Origin of the sequence: Enterobacter sp. R4-368, from assembly GCF_000410515.1 — a bacterium.
Taxonomy (GTDB): Bacteria; Pseudomonadota; Gammaproteobacteria; order Enterobacterales; family Enterobacteriaceae; genus Kosakonia.
Window position 1 is genome coordinate 2,404,271 of record NC_021500.1, and the last position, 15,896, is coordinate 2,420,166.

The following is a 15,896-nucleotide window of genomic DNA, read 5'->3' on the forward strand; positions in this document are numbered from 1 at the left end:
AGCAAAAACCCCGCCGAAGCGGGGTTTTATTAATAGTCGAAACTGACCGATAAGCCGGGTTCTGTCGTGGACAGTCATTCATCTAGGCCAGCAATCGCTCACTGGCTCAAGCAGCCTACCCGGGTTCAGTACGGGCCGTACCTTGTGAACCCCTATTTGGCCTTGCTCCGGGTGGAGTTTACCGTGCCGCGAACTGTTGCCAGACGCGCGGTGCGCTCTTACCGCACCCTTTCACCCTTACCTGATCCCACTTGCGTGGGCCATCGGCGGTTTGCTCTCTGTTGCACTGGTCGTAGGCTTGCGCCTCCCAGGCGTTACCTGGCACCCTGCCCTATGGAGCCCGGACTTTCCTCCCCTCCGCCCGTCTCCCCCGAAGAGGACGACGACGAAGCGGCGACTGTCTGGTCAGCTTCGGCGCGCAGTATAGAGGGTTTGCTTGCGCCTGTCACCCTTCCGTCAACATTCCCACTTGCAAGGTGGCGGCAATATTGCGCGATGCGCGATAAATATTGTCAAACGCGCCACGAAACGCCTCTTCCAGCGTACCGATGCTGGTCAGCACGCTAAATACAGCGTCAATGCCGTACTGGTGAACCACGCCCACGTCGCTGGTCAAACTCCCGGCGATACCGATCACTGGCTTGTGGTATTTTTTGGCGACATGCGCCACGCCCACCGGCACTTTGCCGTGGATACTCTGGCTGTCGATACGCCCTTCGCCGGTCACTACCAGTGTGCAATCGTGAATATGCTCTTCAAGATTGAGCGCCTGCGTCACGATCTCAATGCCGCTGCGCAATTCCGCGCCGAGAAAAGCCATCAATGCCGCGCCCATCCCACCTGCTGCGCCGGAGCCCGGCACGTTTTTCACATCAACGCGTAGCGATTTTTTAATAACATCGGCGAAATGACTCAGGTTGCGATCCAGCTCGACAATCAACGCTTCCGTCGCCCCTTTTTGCGGGCCAAAAATGCGTGATGCGCCCTGCTCGCCGATCAAAGGGTTAGTGACATCGCAGGCGACACGCAGCGTGCAGTGTTGTAAACGCGGATCGAGCCCGGAAATATCAATGCCGTTCAGGCTTATCAGGCTACCGCCGCCGTAGCCGATTTCCGTCCCGTTAGCATCGGTCAGTTTCGCGCCCAGCGCCTGCACCATACCCGCGCCGCCGTCGTTAGTCGCGCTACCGCCAATGCCGATAATAATAGTGGTCGCCCCCTGTTCCAGCGCGTGCAAAATAAGTTCCCCGGTGCCGCGCGAAGTGGTAATCAAAGGGTTACGTAATTCAGGTGGAACCAGCGCCAGCCCGCTCGCCGCCGCCATTTCAATAAACGCGGTTTTTCCGTCGCCCGACATCCCCCAGCAGGCTTCAACATGTTTACCCAGCGGTCCAGTGACGCGCGCGGTATGCACCGTGCCATTCGTGGCGGCAATCATGGCTTCGACCGTACCTTCGCCACCATCCGCAACCGGAACGGAAACATATTGAGCATCCGGGAAAATCTCCCGAAATCCTTTTTCTATCGCCTGCGCTACTTCAGTAGCTGAAAGGCTTTCTTTGTAAGAGTCTGGGGCGATTACGATTTTCATAGTTGTGAGCCTGATAGTGCCGCGCACTTCACCCTTCAGGCCAACAACGGCCTGAAGAGGTGGATAAATAAGGAGTCAAGGGCGCAGCGCCGCGCCCTTTTGATTAACGAGTCACTTCGATCTTCGCCAGTTTCTCGTAATAGCATGCCAGCGCGCTGTGGTCGGCATTGCCCAGACCGTCTGCACGCAGCGCCTGCATCATCTCCATCACTGCGGCTGTCAGCGGCAACTGCGCGCCAACGCCGTGCGAGGTATCCAGCGCGTTGGAAAGGTCTTTGATATGCAGATCAATACGGAAGCCCGGTTTGAAGTTGCGATCCATCACCATCGGCGCTTTCGCGTCCAGCACGGTGCTGCCCGCCAGCCCGCCACGAATCGCCTGGTAGACCAGATCCGGGTTAACGCCCGCTTTAGTCGCCAGCGTCAGCGCTTCAGACATCGCGGCAATATTCAACGCCACGATCACCTGGTTCGCCAGTTTGGTCACGTTGCCCGCGCCGATATCACCGGTGTGCACCACAGAACCCGCCATCGCTTTCAGCAGATCGTAATATTTGTCGAAAATCGCTTTGTCCCCGCCCACCATCACCGACAGCGTGCCGTCGATGGCTTTCGGCTCGCCGCCGCTGACCGGCGCGTCCAGCATGTCAATGCCTTTCGCTTTCAGCGCCTCGCTGATTTCACGGCTGGCCAGCGGTGCGATGGAGCTCATGTCGATAAGCACAGTACCAGGCTTCGCGCCTTCGATGATGCCGCCTTCGCCCAGCGCCACTTCTTTTACGTGCGGGGAGTTCGGCAGCATGGTGATAATCACATCGCACTGCTCAGCAACGGCTTTCGCGCTGGTTACGGCTTCAGCGCCTGCGGCAATCACTTCAGCCACGGCGTCCTGGTTACGATCCACGACCACCAGTGAGTAACCGGCTTTAATGAGGTTTTTACTCATTGGTTTACCCATGATACCCAGGCCAATGAAACCAACTTTCATCGTCATAATTGCGTCTCTCTCTTTAATGGTGGTTTGATTATTTCTTAAAGGTGTCGGCCAGCTTCTGCGTGGCTGAGCGGAACACGCCAAGGTCGCTGCCAACGGCTACCACGGTCGCGCCCCATTCGAGGTAGCGGCGTGCGTCGGCTTCAACCGGCGCCAGAATACCGCTCGGTTTGTTGTGCGCTTTGGCGCGCGCAAAAATGTGTTGAATGGTGCGCTGTACTTCCGGGTGCGCGGCATTGCCGATGTAACCCAGCGTGGCGGCCAGATCGCTCGGGCCAACAAACACGCCGTCTACGCCGTCGGTTGCCAGAATGGCATCGAGGTTATCCACCCCCGCCTGGCTTTCGATCTGCACCAGAATCGTGATGTTGGCGTTGGACTGGCGAAAATAATCCGGCACGGTGCCGAACATATTGGCGCGGTGCGAAACAGAGACACCGCGAATGCCTTCCGGCGGATAGCGGGTCGCTGCCACGGCGTTTACCGCTTCTTCTTCGGTTTCGACAAACGGGATCAGGAAGTTATAGAAACCGATATCCAGCAGGCGTTTGATAATCACCGGATCGTTGGTCGGAACCCGCACCACCGGCGCGCTAACGCTGCCCTTTAATGCCATTAATTGCGGTACAAAAGTGAGCACGTCGTTTGGGGCGTGTTCGCCGTCCAGTAACAGCCAGTCAAAACCCGCCAGGCCCAGAACTTCAGTGCTGATATGACTACCCAGCGCAGACCAACAACCGATTTGAATCTGTTGCGCCGCCAGCGCGGCCTTGAATTTGTTTGGGAAGATATCGTTATTCATCTTTTGTACCTTAATGAGTTGTTGCTTATTTCTTCAGTTCCATACGTTTGATGTCGCCAACCACGAACAGGTAGCAGACCATCATCATCAGCGCTGAACAGCCTACGAACACCAACGCACCGTTGAAAGAATGCAACTCTTTAACCATGTATCCGATAACCAGTGGCGTCACGATAGAGGCCACATTACCGAACACGTTGAAGACGCCACCGCACAAACCCACAATCTCTTTCGGCGCGACATCGGAAATCACTGGCCAGCCCAACGCGCCAAAACCTTTGCCAAAAAACGCCAGCGCCATCAGGGCAATAACCAGTGCGGTGTTATCGGTGTAGTTACACAGAATGATGCTTGAAGCCAGTAACATCCCGACCACGATAGGGAATTTACGTGCCACGGTCAGCGAGGAACCGCGCTTAATCAGGTAATCAGAGAAAAATCCGCCGAGCACGCCACCGGCAAAACCGCACAGCGCAGGAATGGAGGCAACAAACCCGACTTTGAGGATCGACATGCCTTTTTCCTGCACCAGATAAATCGGGAACCAGGTCAGGAAGAACCAGGTAATGGTGTTGAGGAAGTACTGACCAAAAAACACGCCAAGCATCATACGGTTGCACAGCAGTTGCTTGATGTAATCCATTTTAGGACCGGCGTTTTTACTGTCGTCCGTTTTTTTGTGGTCCATATCCACGACCGCGCCATTCTGCGCGATGTACTCCAGCTCTTCGCGGGACATACGAGGGTGGTCAGTTGGGTTGTGGACAAATTTCACCCAGGCGAAGGTCAGCACAAAACCGATCGCGCCCATCACGGTAAACACATGCTCCCAGCCCCAGGCGAAAGTCAGCCAGCCCAGCAGCGGTGAGAATAGCGCCAGAGAGAAATACTGCGCAGAGTTAAAAATCGCAGAAGCTGTACCGCGCTCTTTTGCCGGGAACCAGGCCGCAACGATGCGGGCGTTCGCCGGAAATGATGGCGCTTCTGAGAAGCCGAGCATAAAACGCATGAAAAACATCGAAATCCCGGCCCAGGCGATCGGGAAAACATCAACAAAACCCTGCAAGAAAGTGAAGAGCGACCAGAAAAACAGACTCCAGGTATAAACCTTTTTCGAACCGAAGCGGTCAAGCAACCAACCGCCAGGGATTTGCATCAGCAGGTAAGCCCAACCGAATGCTGAAAAGATGTAGCCCATTGAGACAGAATCAAGTTGCAGCTCTTTCGCAACCTCTGTCCCGGCAATGGACAGCGTAGCGCGGTCTGCATAGTTAACAGCAGTAACAATAAATATAATCAGCAAAATTAAATAACGGGTTGGTAAGCCCCGTTTTGTTTCAACGGCATGTTCAACAGTCATTTTAATTTCCTTGGGCACCGCCAAATTTAAAATATAATTATTGTGATGTTTCTTATCTGATTTAATTTAAGCACCCGAACTTATATCAGATAATTGGCACGTCGATTTTATTAGCGCTCAGTATAATCAGCGTCATCATGTCACACACTGGAGGGTTGCTCAATTTTAACCTTGTACAAAAAGAATAATTTGAGCATATGCACATACGCCTGGGCGCTAATGCACAGTTCTTGCAATAGACAGCCGCACCAGACGGGAGATCACAATAATAAGTGATGCAGATCACATTTTATTATTTAAACTCCTGACATCCTTATTTCAGCAAATGAGATTTTTATTTCTGATATTAATTACAGAATAAAGAATGGTTCCTCTTTTTATTGAGTAATGCATCGTACAGCTAGCTGGAGATTACTTAACAATGTCCGACATTGAAATTAGACAGCAACCGCCAGGGGCGTTTTATATTAAGGTACACGACACGGATAATGTCGCGATCATCGTTAATGACAATGGCTTAAAAGCGGGAACCCGTTTTCCGGATGGACTCGAGCTGATCGAGCATATTCCGCAAGGCCATAAAGTGGCGCTGGTGGATATTCCCCATCACGGTGAGATTGTGCGTTACGGCGAAGTGATTGGTTACGCTGTACGCGACATTGCACGCGGTAGCTGGATTGATGAATCCACCGTTGAACTACCAAAAGCGCCGCCGCTGAATACGCTGCCGCTGGCGACCAAAGTCCCTGAGCCGCTGCCGCCGCTGGAAGGTTACACCTTTGAAGGCTACCGCAATGCGGACGGCAGCGTCGGCACTAAAAATCTGCTGGGCATCACCACCAGCGTGCATTGCGTGGCGGGCGTTGTCGATTATGTCGTGAAGATTATCGAACGCGATCTGCTGCCGAAGTACCCGAATGTGGACGGCGTCGTCGGTCTGAACCATCTCTATGGCTGCGGCGTGGCGATTAACGCACCGGCTGCGGTGATCCCCATTCGTACTATCCATAACCTCGCGCTGAACCCGAACTTTGGCGGTGAAGTGATGGTGATTGGTCTCGGTTGCGAAAAATTACAGCCGGAACGTCTGCTGCAGGGCACTGAAGATGTGCAGGCCATTCCGGTCGACAGCGCCAGCATTGTGCGTTTGCAGGATGAGCATCACGTGGGTTTCCGCTCGATGGTGGACGACATTCTGCAGGTGGCTGAACGCCACCTGGTGAAGCTGAATCAGCGCAAACGTGAAACCTGCCCGGCCTCCGAACTGGTTGTCGGCATGCAGTGCGGCGGCAGCGATGCGTTCTCCGGCGTTACCGCTAACCCGGCGGTTGGCTTTGCATCTGACCTGATTATTCGCTGCGGCGGCACGGTAATGTTCTCAGAAGTGACCGAAGTGCGCGACGCGATACACTTACTGACCCCGCGCGCCATTAACGAAGAAGTGGGCAAACGTCTGCTGGAAGAGATGGCCTGGTACGATAACTATCTCGATATGGGCAAAACCGACCGCAGTGCCAACCCCTCTCCGGGGAACAAAAAAGGCGGCCTGGCGAACGTGGTCGAGAAAGCGCTGGGGTCAATTGCGAAATCCGGTAAGAGCGCCATTTCTGAAGTGCTCTCTCCCGGCCAACGCCCGACCAAACGCGGCCTGATTTACGCAGCAACGCCCGCGAGCGACTTCGTCTGCGGTACGCAGCAGGTCTCTTCCGGGATTACCGTACAGGTCTTTACCACCGGTCGCGGCACGCCTTACGGCCTGGTTGCGGTGCCGGTGATTAAGATGGCAACGCGTACCGAGCTGGCGAACCGCTGGTATGACTTAATGGATATCAACGCCGGGACGATCGCCACGGGCGAAGAGACGATTGAAGATGTGGGCTGGAAACTGTTCCACTTCATCCTGGATGTCGCCAGCGGCCGTAAGAAAACCTTTTCGGATCAATGGGGCCTGCACAACCAACTGGCGGTATTTAACCCGGCTCCGGTGACCTGATTTTTATAAGAAAAGTAAACCTCACTTTTTAAGCATGGCGCAGGCCATGCTTTTTTTTCGTTCAGTTTGGTGCTCAGGCGTTCTGGTGTTCCAGCGCGTATTTATACAACGCGTTTTTCTTCACGCCGTGGATTTCCGCCGCCAGCGCGGCCGCTTTTTTCAGCGGCAGCTCGGTTTGCAGTAACACCAGCGTGCGTAACGCATCGGCGGGTAACTCATCTTCCTGCGCCTTGTGCCCTTCGACGATCAGTACCATCTCGCCTTTGCGGCGGTTCTCATCCTCTTTAACCCATGCCAGCAGCTCGCCCACCGGCGCCCCCTGAATGGTTTCCCAGGTTTTGGTCAGCTCGCGCGCCAGTACCACATAGCGGGATTCCCCCCATACGGCGACCATATCTTCCAGGCTTTCCAGCAGACGGTGAGTGGATTCATAAAAAATGAGCGTACGGCTTTCGGTTTCCAGCCCTTTGAGCGTATCGCGACGCCCTTTCGATTTGGCGGGCAGAAAACCTTCGTAACAGAAACGATCCGATGGCAGCCCGGCGGCGCTTAACGCGGCGATAGCCGCACACGGCCCCGGCAACGGCACCACGCGGATACCGGCCTCGCGGCAGGTACGCACCAGATGGTAGCCCGGATCGTTAATCAGCGGCGTTCCGGCGTCGGAGACCAGCGCAATGTTCTGCCCCTCTTTTAATTTCGCCACCAGCGTTTCGGCTTTTTGCTGCTCATTATGGTCGTGCAGCGCAAACAAACGGGCATTAATGGCGAAGTGCTGGAGCAGTAAACCGGTGTGGCGGGTATCTTCAGCGGCAATTAAATCAACGGTTTGTAACACGTTAAGCGCGCGCTGCGTAATATCAGCCAAATTCCCGATAGGAGTAGGTACAATATAGAGCTGACCTTGAGAATTCTCCGCCGATTCGTGTTGTTTCATTGTTTCATCCGTATTGCCGATTTAATATTGAGCATTGCGTAAAAATTATCACTGGATACAGTATGCTACCGTCAAGATTTCTACGTTCGAAAGCCACGCGCTGCCTGCCTGTGGTGCTCGCCGCCCTGCTGTTTGCAGGCTGCGGCACGCAATCGACAGACCAGAGCGCCTCGCATATGCAGGGCGAAGCGCAGGCCGATTCTGGCTATTACCTGCAGCAGATGCAGCAAAGCACAGATGATAGCAAGACCAACTGGCAATTACTCGCCATTCGTGCACTGCTGAAAGAGGGAAAAACCCAGCAGGCCGGCGAACTGTTTGCCCAGTTGCCGCAGGATCTGAGCGATAATCAGCGCAAAGAACGCACGTTGCTCGCTGCCGAAATGAAACTGGCGCAGAAGGATTTTGCCGGTGCGAAAGCGCAACTCAACGAACTCGATCCCGCCGATCTTGAGCAGAACCAGCAAGCGCGTTACTGGCAAATTGGCATTTCCGCCTCGCAAGGCAAGCCTTCTCTGACGCTGCTGCGCGCGCTCATTGCCCAGCAGCCGCTGTTGAGTAAACCGGAAGAGAAGCAGAAAAACATCGACGCCACCTGGCAAGCGCTGGCCTCTATGACGCAAGATCAGGCCAGAGCGCTGGTGATCAACGCCGATGAAGTGACGCTGCAAGGCTGGCTCGACCTGCAACGCATGTGGTTCGACAACCGCAACGACCCTAATATGCTGAAAGCTGGCATTACCGACTGGCAAACGCGCTACCCGCAAAACCCGGCGGCGAAAATGTTGCCTGACCAGTTGTCGAACTTGCAAAACTTTAAACCAGCAGCAACCAACAAAATCGCGCTGCTGTTGCCGTTAAATGGCCAGGCGGCAGTGTTTAGCCGCGCTATCCAGCAAGGTTTTGAAGCGGCGAAAAACGGCATTGCCCCGATTTCCGGCCCGGCTGTTCCGCAGCAAGTTGCCCAGGCCGCGACCGCAGCCGTTGTCAGCCCGGCAGACGCGAATGTGAATGACCTGACCAACGTCCCGGCGCAGCAAAATGCAGCTGCACCGAATGCTCAACAAGCGCAAGCACCGGATAGCGCAGCACAAAGTGACGCAGCAGCAACGAATTCCGCCGCCACTGCTCAGCAAGATCCGGCAGCCACAACGCCCGCTCAGCCGACCGACGCTAATGCGACTCAGCCGGTCGCTGCACCTGCCGTGGCAGGCACACCGGCGAATCCTGGCGCTGAGCTGAAAGTTTACGATACCAGTGCGCAACCGATGGATCAGATCCTCAACCAGGTTCAGCAGGATGGCGCCAGCATCGTGGTCGGCCCGCTGCTCAAAAACAATGTTGAAGAGCTGATGCGCAGCAACACGTCGCTGAACGTGCTGGCGCTCAACCAGCCGGAGCATGTCGAAAACCGCGCCAACATTTGCTACTTCGCCCTCTCGCCAGAGGATGAAGCCCACGATGCCGCACGCCATATCTTTGAGCAGGGTCGTCATGCGCCGCTGCTGCTGGTGCCACGCAGCGCATTGGGTGAACGCGTCAGCACCGCGTTTGCCGATGAGTGGAAAAAACTGGGCGGCGGCGTTGTGTTAGCGCAAAAATTTGGCTCCACCGCTGAACTGCGCATGGGGCTGAACGGTCGTTCTGGCATTGCCCTGACCGGTAGCCCGGTTGCTTCCAGCCTGCCACAGCAGCCAGGCGTGACGGTTGGCGGTCTGAATATTCCGGCGCCGCCGACGGATGCGCAAATTAGCGGTAGCGGCAGCGTTGACGCGGTGTATATCGTCGCCACGCAGGATGAAATCGCACTGATTAAACCGATGATTACTCTGCGTACCGGCAGCCAGAGCGGTGTGATGCTGTACGCCAGCTCACGCAGCGCGCAGGGCGGCGCAGGCCCGGATTTCCGCCTTGAAATGGAAGGCCTGCAATTCAACGAAATCCCGATGCTTGCTGGCGCAAATCCGTCGCTGATGCAGCAAGCGCTGAAAAGCGTGAATAACGACTACTCGCTGGCGCGTCTGTACGCGATGGGCGCGGATGCCTGGTCGCTGGCGAATAACTTCTCGCAAATGCGTCAGGTGCCGGGTTTTGAGCTAAACGGCAATACCGGCGATTTAACGGCTACACAGGACTGCGTGATCAACAGGAAGTTGTCATGGCTCAAATACCAACAGGGGCAAATCGTCCCGGCGAATTAAGCCGTAAGCAGACCGGCGACGTGTGGGAAGCGAAAGCGCGTCGCCTGCTGGAAAGCAAAGGACTGCATTTTATCGCCGCCAATGTGCGCGAGCGCGGCGGCGAAATCGATCTGATAATGCGACACGGCAAGACCACCGTGTTTATTGAAGTGCGCTACCGAAAATCGGCGCGTTTTGGCGGTGCAGCAAGCAGCGTCACCCGCGCCAAGCAAGCCAAACTGCTGCATACCGCGCGTTTATGGCTGGCCCGGCACAATGGGAGTTTTGACACTGTGGATTGCCGGTTTGATGTGGTAGCCTTCACCGAAAATGATGTTGAGTGGATAGCCAACGCCTTTAACGACCACTCATGATTGGCTCAATGATAGGGATTACCGTGCTCGAACGAATTAAAGTCTGCTTTACGGAAAGCATTCAAACCCAAATTGCGGCGGCGGAAGCGCTACCTGATGCCATTTCCCGAGCAGCCATGACGATGGTTCACTCCCTGCTGAATGGCAACAAAATCCTCTGTTGTGGCAACGGGACATCTGCCGCCAACGCACAGCATTTTGCTGCCAGCATGATCAACCGTTTTGAAACAGAACGTCCTAGTTTACCTGCCATTGCACTTAATACCGATAATGTGGTCTTAACCGCGATAGCAAATGACCGTCTGCATGATGAAATTTATGCCAAGCAGGTTCGGGCGCTCGGCCATACCGGCGATATTTTATTAGCCATCTCAACGCGTGGTAACAGTCGCGATATCGTTAAAGCCGTCGAAGCGGCGGTGACGCGCGATATGTCGATCATTGCGTTAACTGGCTACGACGGTGGCGAGCTGGCGGGTCTGCTGGGGCCGCAGGATGTCGAAATTCGTATTCCTTCCCACCGCAGCGCGCGCATCCAGGAAATGCACATGCTAACGGTAAATTGCTTATGCGATCTGATTGATAACACGCTTTTTCCTCACCAGGATGATTAAGGAGTACACATGAAGGCATTTACGCCCCTCGCAGTCCTTATTTCCGCGCTGCTGTTACAGGGTTGTGTTGGCGCAGTGGTGGTAGGTTCCGCAGCCGTGGGCACAAAAGCCGCGACGGATCCGCGAACCGTTGGCACCCAGGTGGATGACAGCACGCTGGAACTACGCGTGAATAGCGCGCTGTCGAAAGACGAACAAATTAAGAAAGAAGCGCGTGTTAACGTCACCGCCTACCAGGGGAAAGTGCTGCTGACAGGCCAGGCGCCGAATACCGATCTCTCTTCGCGGGCAAAACAGATTGCCGTTGGTGTGGAAGGGACAACCGAAGTCTTTAACGAGATCCGCCAGGGTCAGCCGATTGGTCTGGGTACGGCCTCTTCCGATACCTGGATCACCACCAAAGTGCGCTCGCAGTTGCTGAGCAGCGACCAGGTGAAATCGTCAAACGTGAAAGTGACGACGGAAAACGGCGAAGTGTTCCTGATGGGGCTGGTCACCGAGCGTGAAGGCCGGGCCGCCGCAGATATCGCCAGCCGCGTAAGCGGGGTGAAACACGTGACCACCGCCTTTACCCTGCTTAAATAAACCCGCAGTCATGAAAAAGCCCGGTCAAAACCGGGCTTTTTTTCGCGCAGTAGTAGGCTTACAGCAGCGCAATAGTTCCGGTTATCATCCCGCACAGCGCCACCAGGCCGCCGGTCAGCCACAGGGCTTTCGCCGGGAAAGATTTACGCAGCATAACGAGCGATGGCAGGCTAACCGCCGGCAGCGTAATCAGCAGCGCCAGGGCAGGCGCCATGCCCATCCCCGCCAGCATCATGGTTTGCACAATGGGAATTTCTGCCGCCGTGGGGATAACAAACAGGCAACCTACAATCGCCATCGCAATCACCCACAGCAATGTGTTATCCACCGCGCCATCCGCATGCGGGAACAGCCAGACGCGCGCCGCACCGAGAACCAGCACCGCGAGGATATAGACCGGAATGGTGCTCCAGAACAGTTGCCATAACGCCTTGCCCCAGCGCGCCATAAAGCTGCCCTGCGGCTCCGGCAAGGTGATCTCCACCGGCTCTGCCTGTTGCGGGCTATCTTTCACCAGCATCTGTACCAGCGTTGCCACGCCGAGCACGGTGACCAGACCGGCAACCAGGCGGATTGCGGCGAAATGCCAGCCAAGCACAAACCCCATAAACACCAGCGTTGCCGGGTTCAGCAGCGGGTTGCCCATCCAGAACGCCAGCGCACCGCCCATCGAAACGCGCTGACGCCGCATGCCCGCCGCCACCGGCGCCGCACAGCAGGAGCACATCATGCCAGGCAGAGAAAATAACGTACCAAACAGGGTGCCGCTAAAGCGTTTTTGCCCCAGCGTGCGCAGCAACCAGTCGCGCGGGATAAGCACCTGAATCAACGAACCGAGCAGCACGCCGAGTACGGCTGCTTTCCAGACGGCGAGAAAATAGACCATGGCATAATCAAGCGCCGCCTGAAACGGGCTGGAGTCGGCCTGGGAAAGAATGGATTTACCGATGCTGTGTGTCTCGGCGGCGGTGAACGCTTTGCCGTAATAAGGCTGCCATTTCACGTACCAAAGACCAATGATAACAACAAGAAAGAACAGAGCGGGTTTCCACCATTGAACAGGTGTTGCCGCCTGAGGTGAAGACTGACCAGTCATAACATTCCCCGGGGATATATTTATAAGCCCGAGAATAGTACGCCGTGATAACTATTTTGCCAATGTGCTATCCGCTGCGATCGCCCGTAGCTGCGCGGATTTCACTACCCGGACAGGCTGGCTCGCAGGCAAAAATGCCAGCGCCAGCATTGCGCGGGCAACGTCGTGGGCGGAAATCGACTTCCAGTTGCCCGGCAACAGGCGGAAAAGCGGTGCCAGCAACGATTCATTGACCCGTTTTTTCTCCCGATCCCCCAGTAGCATTGACGGGCGGACGATGGTCAGCGACGGCCACTGTTGCGCCATCAACGCGTTTTCCATCTCACCTTTTACGTGATTGTAGAAAAACGGAGAGCGCGCGTTTGCTCCCATTGAACTGACCACCAGCATTTGCGTGGCGCCAAGGCGCAGGCCGGTGATTGCCGTGTCCACCACCAGCGTGTAATCAGCAAGCACAAATGCCTCTTTGCTACCCGCCTCACGCCGGGTTGTACCGAGGCAACAAAAAACCGTATCGACCGGTTCCGTGGCCTGTGCCAGCGCGTCACTGAGCTGAGGATCGTGCGGGTTCGCAACACCAGAGATGCCCTGCAACGGTCGGCGAGTCGGCGCCGTGATCGCGTCAATGCGCGGGTCGCTGTTCAGCAACCGCAACAGATGCCCGCCAACCAGACCGGTGGCACCGGTGATTAATACACGTTGCATCGTTTCCCCCTTTGCAGATGAATCTGTGTTGCAATGTCAGCCTGCTGAACCAGGCTTAGTGTGCTGGTGAGTTATCAGTATGCATAACTCCCTTTCTGAAGCCAAAACAACGGAGGAAGTATGAGCAAGAAAATTGCTGTCTTGATCACCGACGAGTTTGAAGATTCAGAATTCACCTCTCCGGCACATGAATTTCGCAAGGCCGGTCATGAGGTTATTACGATTGAGAAACAGGCCGGGAAAACCATTCACGGCAAAAAGGGCGAAGCGGAAGTGGTAATTGATAAAGCCATTGATGAAGTGCGCCCGGCAGACTTTGACGCGCTGCTGCTGCCGGGGGGACACTCGCCTGACTATCTGCGCGGCGACGATCGTTTTGTCACCTTCACGCGCGATTTCATCAGCACTGGCAAGCCGGTCTTCGCCATTTGCCACGGTCCGCAGTTGCTGATCAGCGCCGATGCGATACGCGGGCGTAAGCTCACGGCGGTGAAACCGATTGTGGTGGATGTGAAAAACGCCGGGGGTGAGTTCTACGACCAGGAAGTGGTGGTCGATAAAGATCAGCTGGTTACCAGCCGTACTCCCGATGATTTGCCCGCATTTAATCGCGAAGCGCTGCGCTTATTGGGTGCCTGAGTCGCGGATCCAGTGCAGTTTTTTACCAAAACCCAGCGTGTTATCGGTGAACTTCAGTTCGTGAAGACGAATTTCCCACATCGGGGCAGATAAAACGCGGGCGACCGGAAAGCGACGATTGTACTTCGCACGCAACGTCGCACTCTCTTCGCTGTCGAGGCGGCGGATCTCGCCGGTGAACTGCACGCCGCGAATCAGCGCCACGGTTTTTGGCTGGCCGTTTACCGTGCCTGCTACCTGCGCTTTCAAACCCGTCATCTGTGAATGGCGGGTTTGATCCTCGCTCAGGATATAAAACGCGACCGCTTGCGGATCATAAAAATAGAACGCGTTCGCACACCATAACTCTCCCCGATTCGCCACACACCATGTGACAACATGCTGCTTCGCCAGCCAGCGATTAATGGCTGCTAGAGTCTCCATTTTTTCCCTTCCCCATGTTATTTTTCTTTCACATTAACATACTGAACATCGTCATGACGCCCTGGTTTCTTTACCTTATTCGCACCGCTGACAACATGCTCTACACCGGTATTACCACCGATGTCGCACGGCGTTTTACCCAGCATCAATCCGGGAAAGGCGCAAAAGCGTTACGGGGAAAAGGCGCGCTGGCACTGGCTTTTTCAGCCGAGGTGGGGGAAAGGTCGCTGGCACTGCGGCTGGAGTACCGCATTAAGCAGTTAACCAAGCGCCAGAAAGAGCGCCTCGTCGCCGGGGATGGCTCGTTCGAGGCGCTGCGGGAAAGCCTGTTATCTGTGTCCGTTAAAAACGATTGAAATGATCGCAGTATTCGACCAGACCACTGACGCCATTGAACGCGTCATCCGCCAGACGATGAACTAAAAACGCGTCATGGCTTGCTGGCCAGCGGCAGCGCAAATCATACTGCGCCGCCTTCTCAAACCCGAGACGGCTATAAAACACGGGATCACCTAAAGTGACCACCGCCGCATAACCAAACTCGTTGAGTGAATCCAGCCCTTCATACACTAACTGACGCGCAATACCCTGCCCGCGGTACTGCTCATCAACGGCCAGCGGCGCAAGCCCGACCCATTGCAGCTCTTCACCGGCGACCGAAACCGGGCTAAACGCCACGTAGCCAATGACCTGACCTTCGTCATCGGTCGCAACAAATCCCAGCGTGATCAGCCCGTCTTCGCGCAGATCGTGCACCAGCGTCGCTTCCGCTTCGCCGTCAAAACTACGGCGCAGCAGCGCGTCGATACCGGGAGCATCAATGGGAATTTCAACTCTAATCAGCATGGCTCACCTACAGAAGGTTGTGTCGTTGCAGGCGGCGCTTGCAGGCCAGCCTCAACAAATTCCGCCAGCTGCAGCAGCATCACCCGCAGGGGTTTTGGCATCTGCTCCAGCTCAATGGCGTCCATCAGGTTTTTCACGTACAGCCCAAGTTCCGTATCGCCTTCAATCACCAGACGGCGCTGGAAAAACAGCGTATCGGGATCCTGCTTACGCGCAGCAATCATCAGCAAATCGCTGGCGTCCGCGCTGAAGCTGACATCCGCATCGGCAGATTCACGCACAATCATCTGCCCATCTGCAACAGAGGTATACCACGTCAGGCCAATATCCCGAACCTGGATACTTAACCAGCGGCCTTCCAGAAACTCAAGTTCTCCGTCCGCCAGCGCCTGTTGGAATTGCCAACGCAGCACCTGCTCCAGCACCTGACGTTTGATGGCAAAAGGCGTCAGCTTAACCGGCACGCTCAGTAACGACGGGCCAACGTGAACAAGACGTGAGCGCAATTTATCCAACACGAGCTTTACTCCCTGAAATGATAATGACTGCTATTTTGCCACAATCGCCAAATGGCATAGCGGCACAAATCAACAATTACGAATAAACAGCCGGGGATTATTGGCGCCATCAATACGCATTTAACTGCCTCAAATCAAAAATTGTCGCTGACAGGTTAACTAAAATCCCAGTTCATTAACAACTTAGCGACCCCACGGGGTACATCCGGGCCATAGCGCCCCTGATTGCAGGATACACT

17 protein-coding genes and 1 other RNA gene are annotated in these 15,896 nt (G+C 55.4%); 7 read left to right on the forward strand and 11 right to left on the reverse strand.

What is annotated here, in order from left to right; all coding sequences use genetic code 11:
* Window positions 1–34: 34 nt before the first annotated feature.
* The 5 genes from rnpB to H650_RS11280 all read right to left on the reverse strand — a co-directional run bounded on the left by rnpB (window position 35) and on the right by H650_RS11280 (window position 4,747).
* Window positions 35–413: RNase P RNA component class A (gene rnpB, locus H650_RS24265), an RNA gene on the reverse strand.
* Window positions 414–445: 32 nt separating this feature from the next.
* Window positions 446–1,591 (reverse strand): glycerate 2-kinase, encoded by a 1,146-nt coding sequence (gene garK / locus H650_RS11265; RefSeq protein WP_020455392.1) that lies wholly within the window; start codon window positions 1,589–1,591, stop codon window positions 446–448.
* Window positions 1,592–1,694: 103 nt separating this feature from the next.
* Entirely contained in the window at window positions 1,695–2,585 is an 891-nt protein-coding gene (gene garR, locus H650_RS11270) for a 2-hydroxy-3-oxopropionate reductase (RefSeq protein WP_020455393.1), read from the reverse strand.
* A gap of 31 nt (window positions 2,586–2,616) precedes the next feature.
* The gene (gene garL / locus H650_RS11275; RefSeq protein WP_020455394.1) at window positions 2,617–3,387 is read right to left on the reverse strand and encodes a 2-dehydro-3-deoxyglucarate aldolase; all 771 of its coding nucleotides are present in this window, start codon (window positions 3,385–3,387) and stop codon (window positions 2,617–2,619) included.
* A 25-nt stretch (window positions 3,388–3,412) separates the two neighbouring features.
* On the reverse strand, window positions 3,413–4,747 hold the full coding sequence (locus tag H650_RS11280) for an MFS transporter (protein WP_020455395.1): 1,335 nt from the start codon (window positions 4,745–4,747) through the stop codon (window positions 3,413–3,415).
* Window positions 4,748–5,168: 421 nt separating this feature from the next.
* On the opposite strand from H650_RS11280, the gene garD reads away from it, so the two are divergent.
* Window positions 5,169–6,740 carry a galactarate dehydratase gene (gene garD / locus H650_RS11285; RefSeq protein ID WP_020455396.1) on the forward strand — a complete coding sequence of 524 codons (1,572 nt, stop codon included), beginning with the start codon at window positions 5,169–5,171 and terminating at the stop codon, window positions 6,738–6,740.
* A gap of 73 nt (window positions 6,741–6,813) precedes the next feature.
* Here the strand turns inward: garD and rsmI are convergent, their stop codons facing one another.
* The gene (gene rsmI, locus H650_RS11290) at window positions 6,814–7,677 is read right to left on the reverse strand and encodes a 16S rRNA (cytidine(1402)-2'-O)-methyltransferase (protein WP_020455397.1); all 864 of its coding nucleotides are present in this window, start codon (window positions 7,675–7,677) and stop codon (window positions 6,814–6,816) included.
* A 62-nt stretch (window positions 7,678–7,739) separates the two neighbouring features.
* Here rsmI and H650_RS11295 point away from each other — a divergent pair, with 62 nt between their 5' ends.
* The 4 genes from H650_RS11295 to dolP are packed head-to-tail and all read left to right on the forward strand — an operon-like array spanning window position 7,740 to window position 11,430.
* Window positions 7,740–9,878 (forward strand): penicillin-binding protein activator, encoded by a 2,139-nt coding sequence (locus tag H650_RS11295; RefSeq protein WP_020455398.1) that lies wholly within the window; start codon window positions 7,740–7,742, stop codon window positions 9,876–9,878.
* Window positions 9,836–10,231 (forward strand): YraN family protein, encoded by a 396-nt coding sequence (locus tag H650_RS11300; RefSeq protein WP_020455399.1) that lies wholly within the window; start codon window positions 9,836–9,838, stop codon window positions 10,229–10,231. Before H650_RS11295 ends, H650_RS11300 begins: the two co-directional genes overlap by 43 nt.
* Window positions 10,232–10,254: 23 nt before the next feature.
* Complete coding sequence (gene diaA, locus H650_RS11305) at window positions 10,255–10,845, forward strand: DnaA initiator-associating protein DiaA (protein ID WP_040016590.1); 591 nt, start codon at window positions 10,255–10,257, stop codon at window positions 10,843–10,845.
* A 9-nt stretch (window positions 10,846–10,854) separates the two neighbouring features.
* The gene (dolP, locus tag H650_RS11310; protein WP_017457372.1) at window positions 10,855–11,430 is read left to right on the forward strand and encodes a division/outer membrane stress-associated lipid-binding lipoprotein; all 576 of its coding nucleotides are present in this window, start codon (window positions 10,855–10,857) and stop codon (window positions 11,428–11,430) included.
* Between the two features lie 58 nt (window positions 11,431–11,488).
* Here dolP and H650_RS11315 read toward each other — a convergent pair whose 3' ends face one another.
* Both H650_RS11315 and H650_RS11320 read right to left on the reverse strand, forming a co-directional pair.
* The gene (locus H650_RS11315; protein ID WP_020455400.1) at window positions 11,489–12,526 is read right to left on the reverse strand and encodes a permease; all 1,038 of its coding nucleotides are present in this window, start codon (window positions 12,524–12,526) and stop codon (window positions 11,489–11,491) included.
* Between the two features lie 51 nt (window positions 12,527–12,577).
* Window positions 12,578–13,231 (reverse strand): NAD(P)H-binding protein, encoded by a 654-nt coding sequence (locus H650_RS11320; protein WP_020455401.1) that lies wholly within the window; start codon window positions 13,229–13,231, stop codon window positions 12,578–12,580.
* Window positions 13,232–13,351: 120 nt separating this feature from the next.
* Between H650_RS11320 and H650_RS11325 the strand changes: the two genes are divergently transcribed.
* Complete coding sequence (locus tag H650_RS11325; protein ID WP_020455402.1) at window positions 13,352–13,870, forward strand: type 1 glutamine amidotransferase; 519 nt, start codon at window positions 13,352–13,354, stop codon at window positions 13,868–13,870.
* On the opposite strand, the gene H650_RS11330 is transcribed toward H650_RS11325, so the two are convergent.
* Window positions 13,856–14,293 (reverse strand): YhbP family protein, encoded by a 438-nt coding sequence (locus tag H650_RS11330; RefSeq protein ID WP_020455403.1) that lies wholly within the window; start codon window positions 14,291–14,293, stop codon window positions 13,856–13,858. The genes H650_RS11325 and H650_RS11330 overlap by 15 nt on opposite strands.
* A gap of 14 nt (window positions 14,294–14,307) precedes the next feature.
* Here H650_RS11330 and H650_RS11335 point away from each other — a divergent pair, with 14 nt between their 5' ends.
* Window positions 14,308–14,649 carry a GIY-YIG nuclease family protein gene (locus tag H650_RS11335; RefSeq protein WP_020455404.1) on the forward strand — a complete coding sequence of 114 codons (342 nt, stop codon included), beginning with the start codon at window positions 14,308–14,310 and terminating at the stop codon, window positions 14,647–14,649.
* On the opposite strand, the gene H650_RS11340 is transcribed toward H650_RS11335, so the two are convergent.
* Complete coding sequence (locus H650_RS11340) at window positions 14,636–15,139, reverse strand: GNAT family N-acetyltransferase (protein WP_020455405.1); 504 nt, start codon at window positions 15,137–15,139, stop codon at window positions 14,636–14,638. The genes H650_RS11335 and H650_RS11340 overlap by 14 nt on opposite strands.
* Entirely contained in the window at window positions 15,133–15,657 is a 525-nt protein-coding gene (gene ubiT, locus H650_RS11345; RefSeq protein WP_020455406.1) for a ubiquinone anaerobic biosynthesis accessory factor UbiT, read from the reverse strand. The genes H650_RS11340 and ubiT overlap by 7 nt, the downstream gene beginning before the upstream one ends.
* Window positions 15,658–15,896 lie beyond the last annotated feature (239 nt).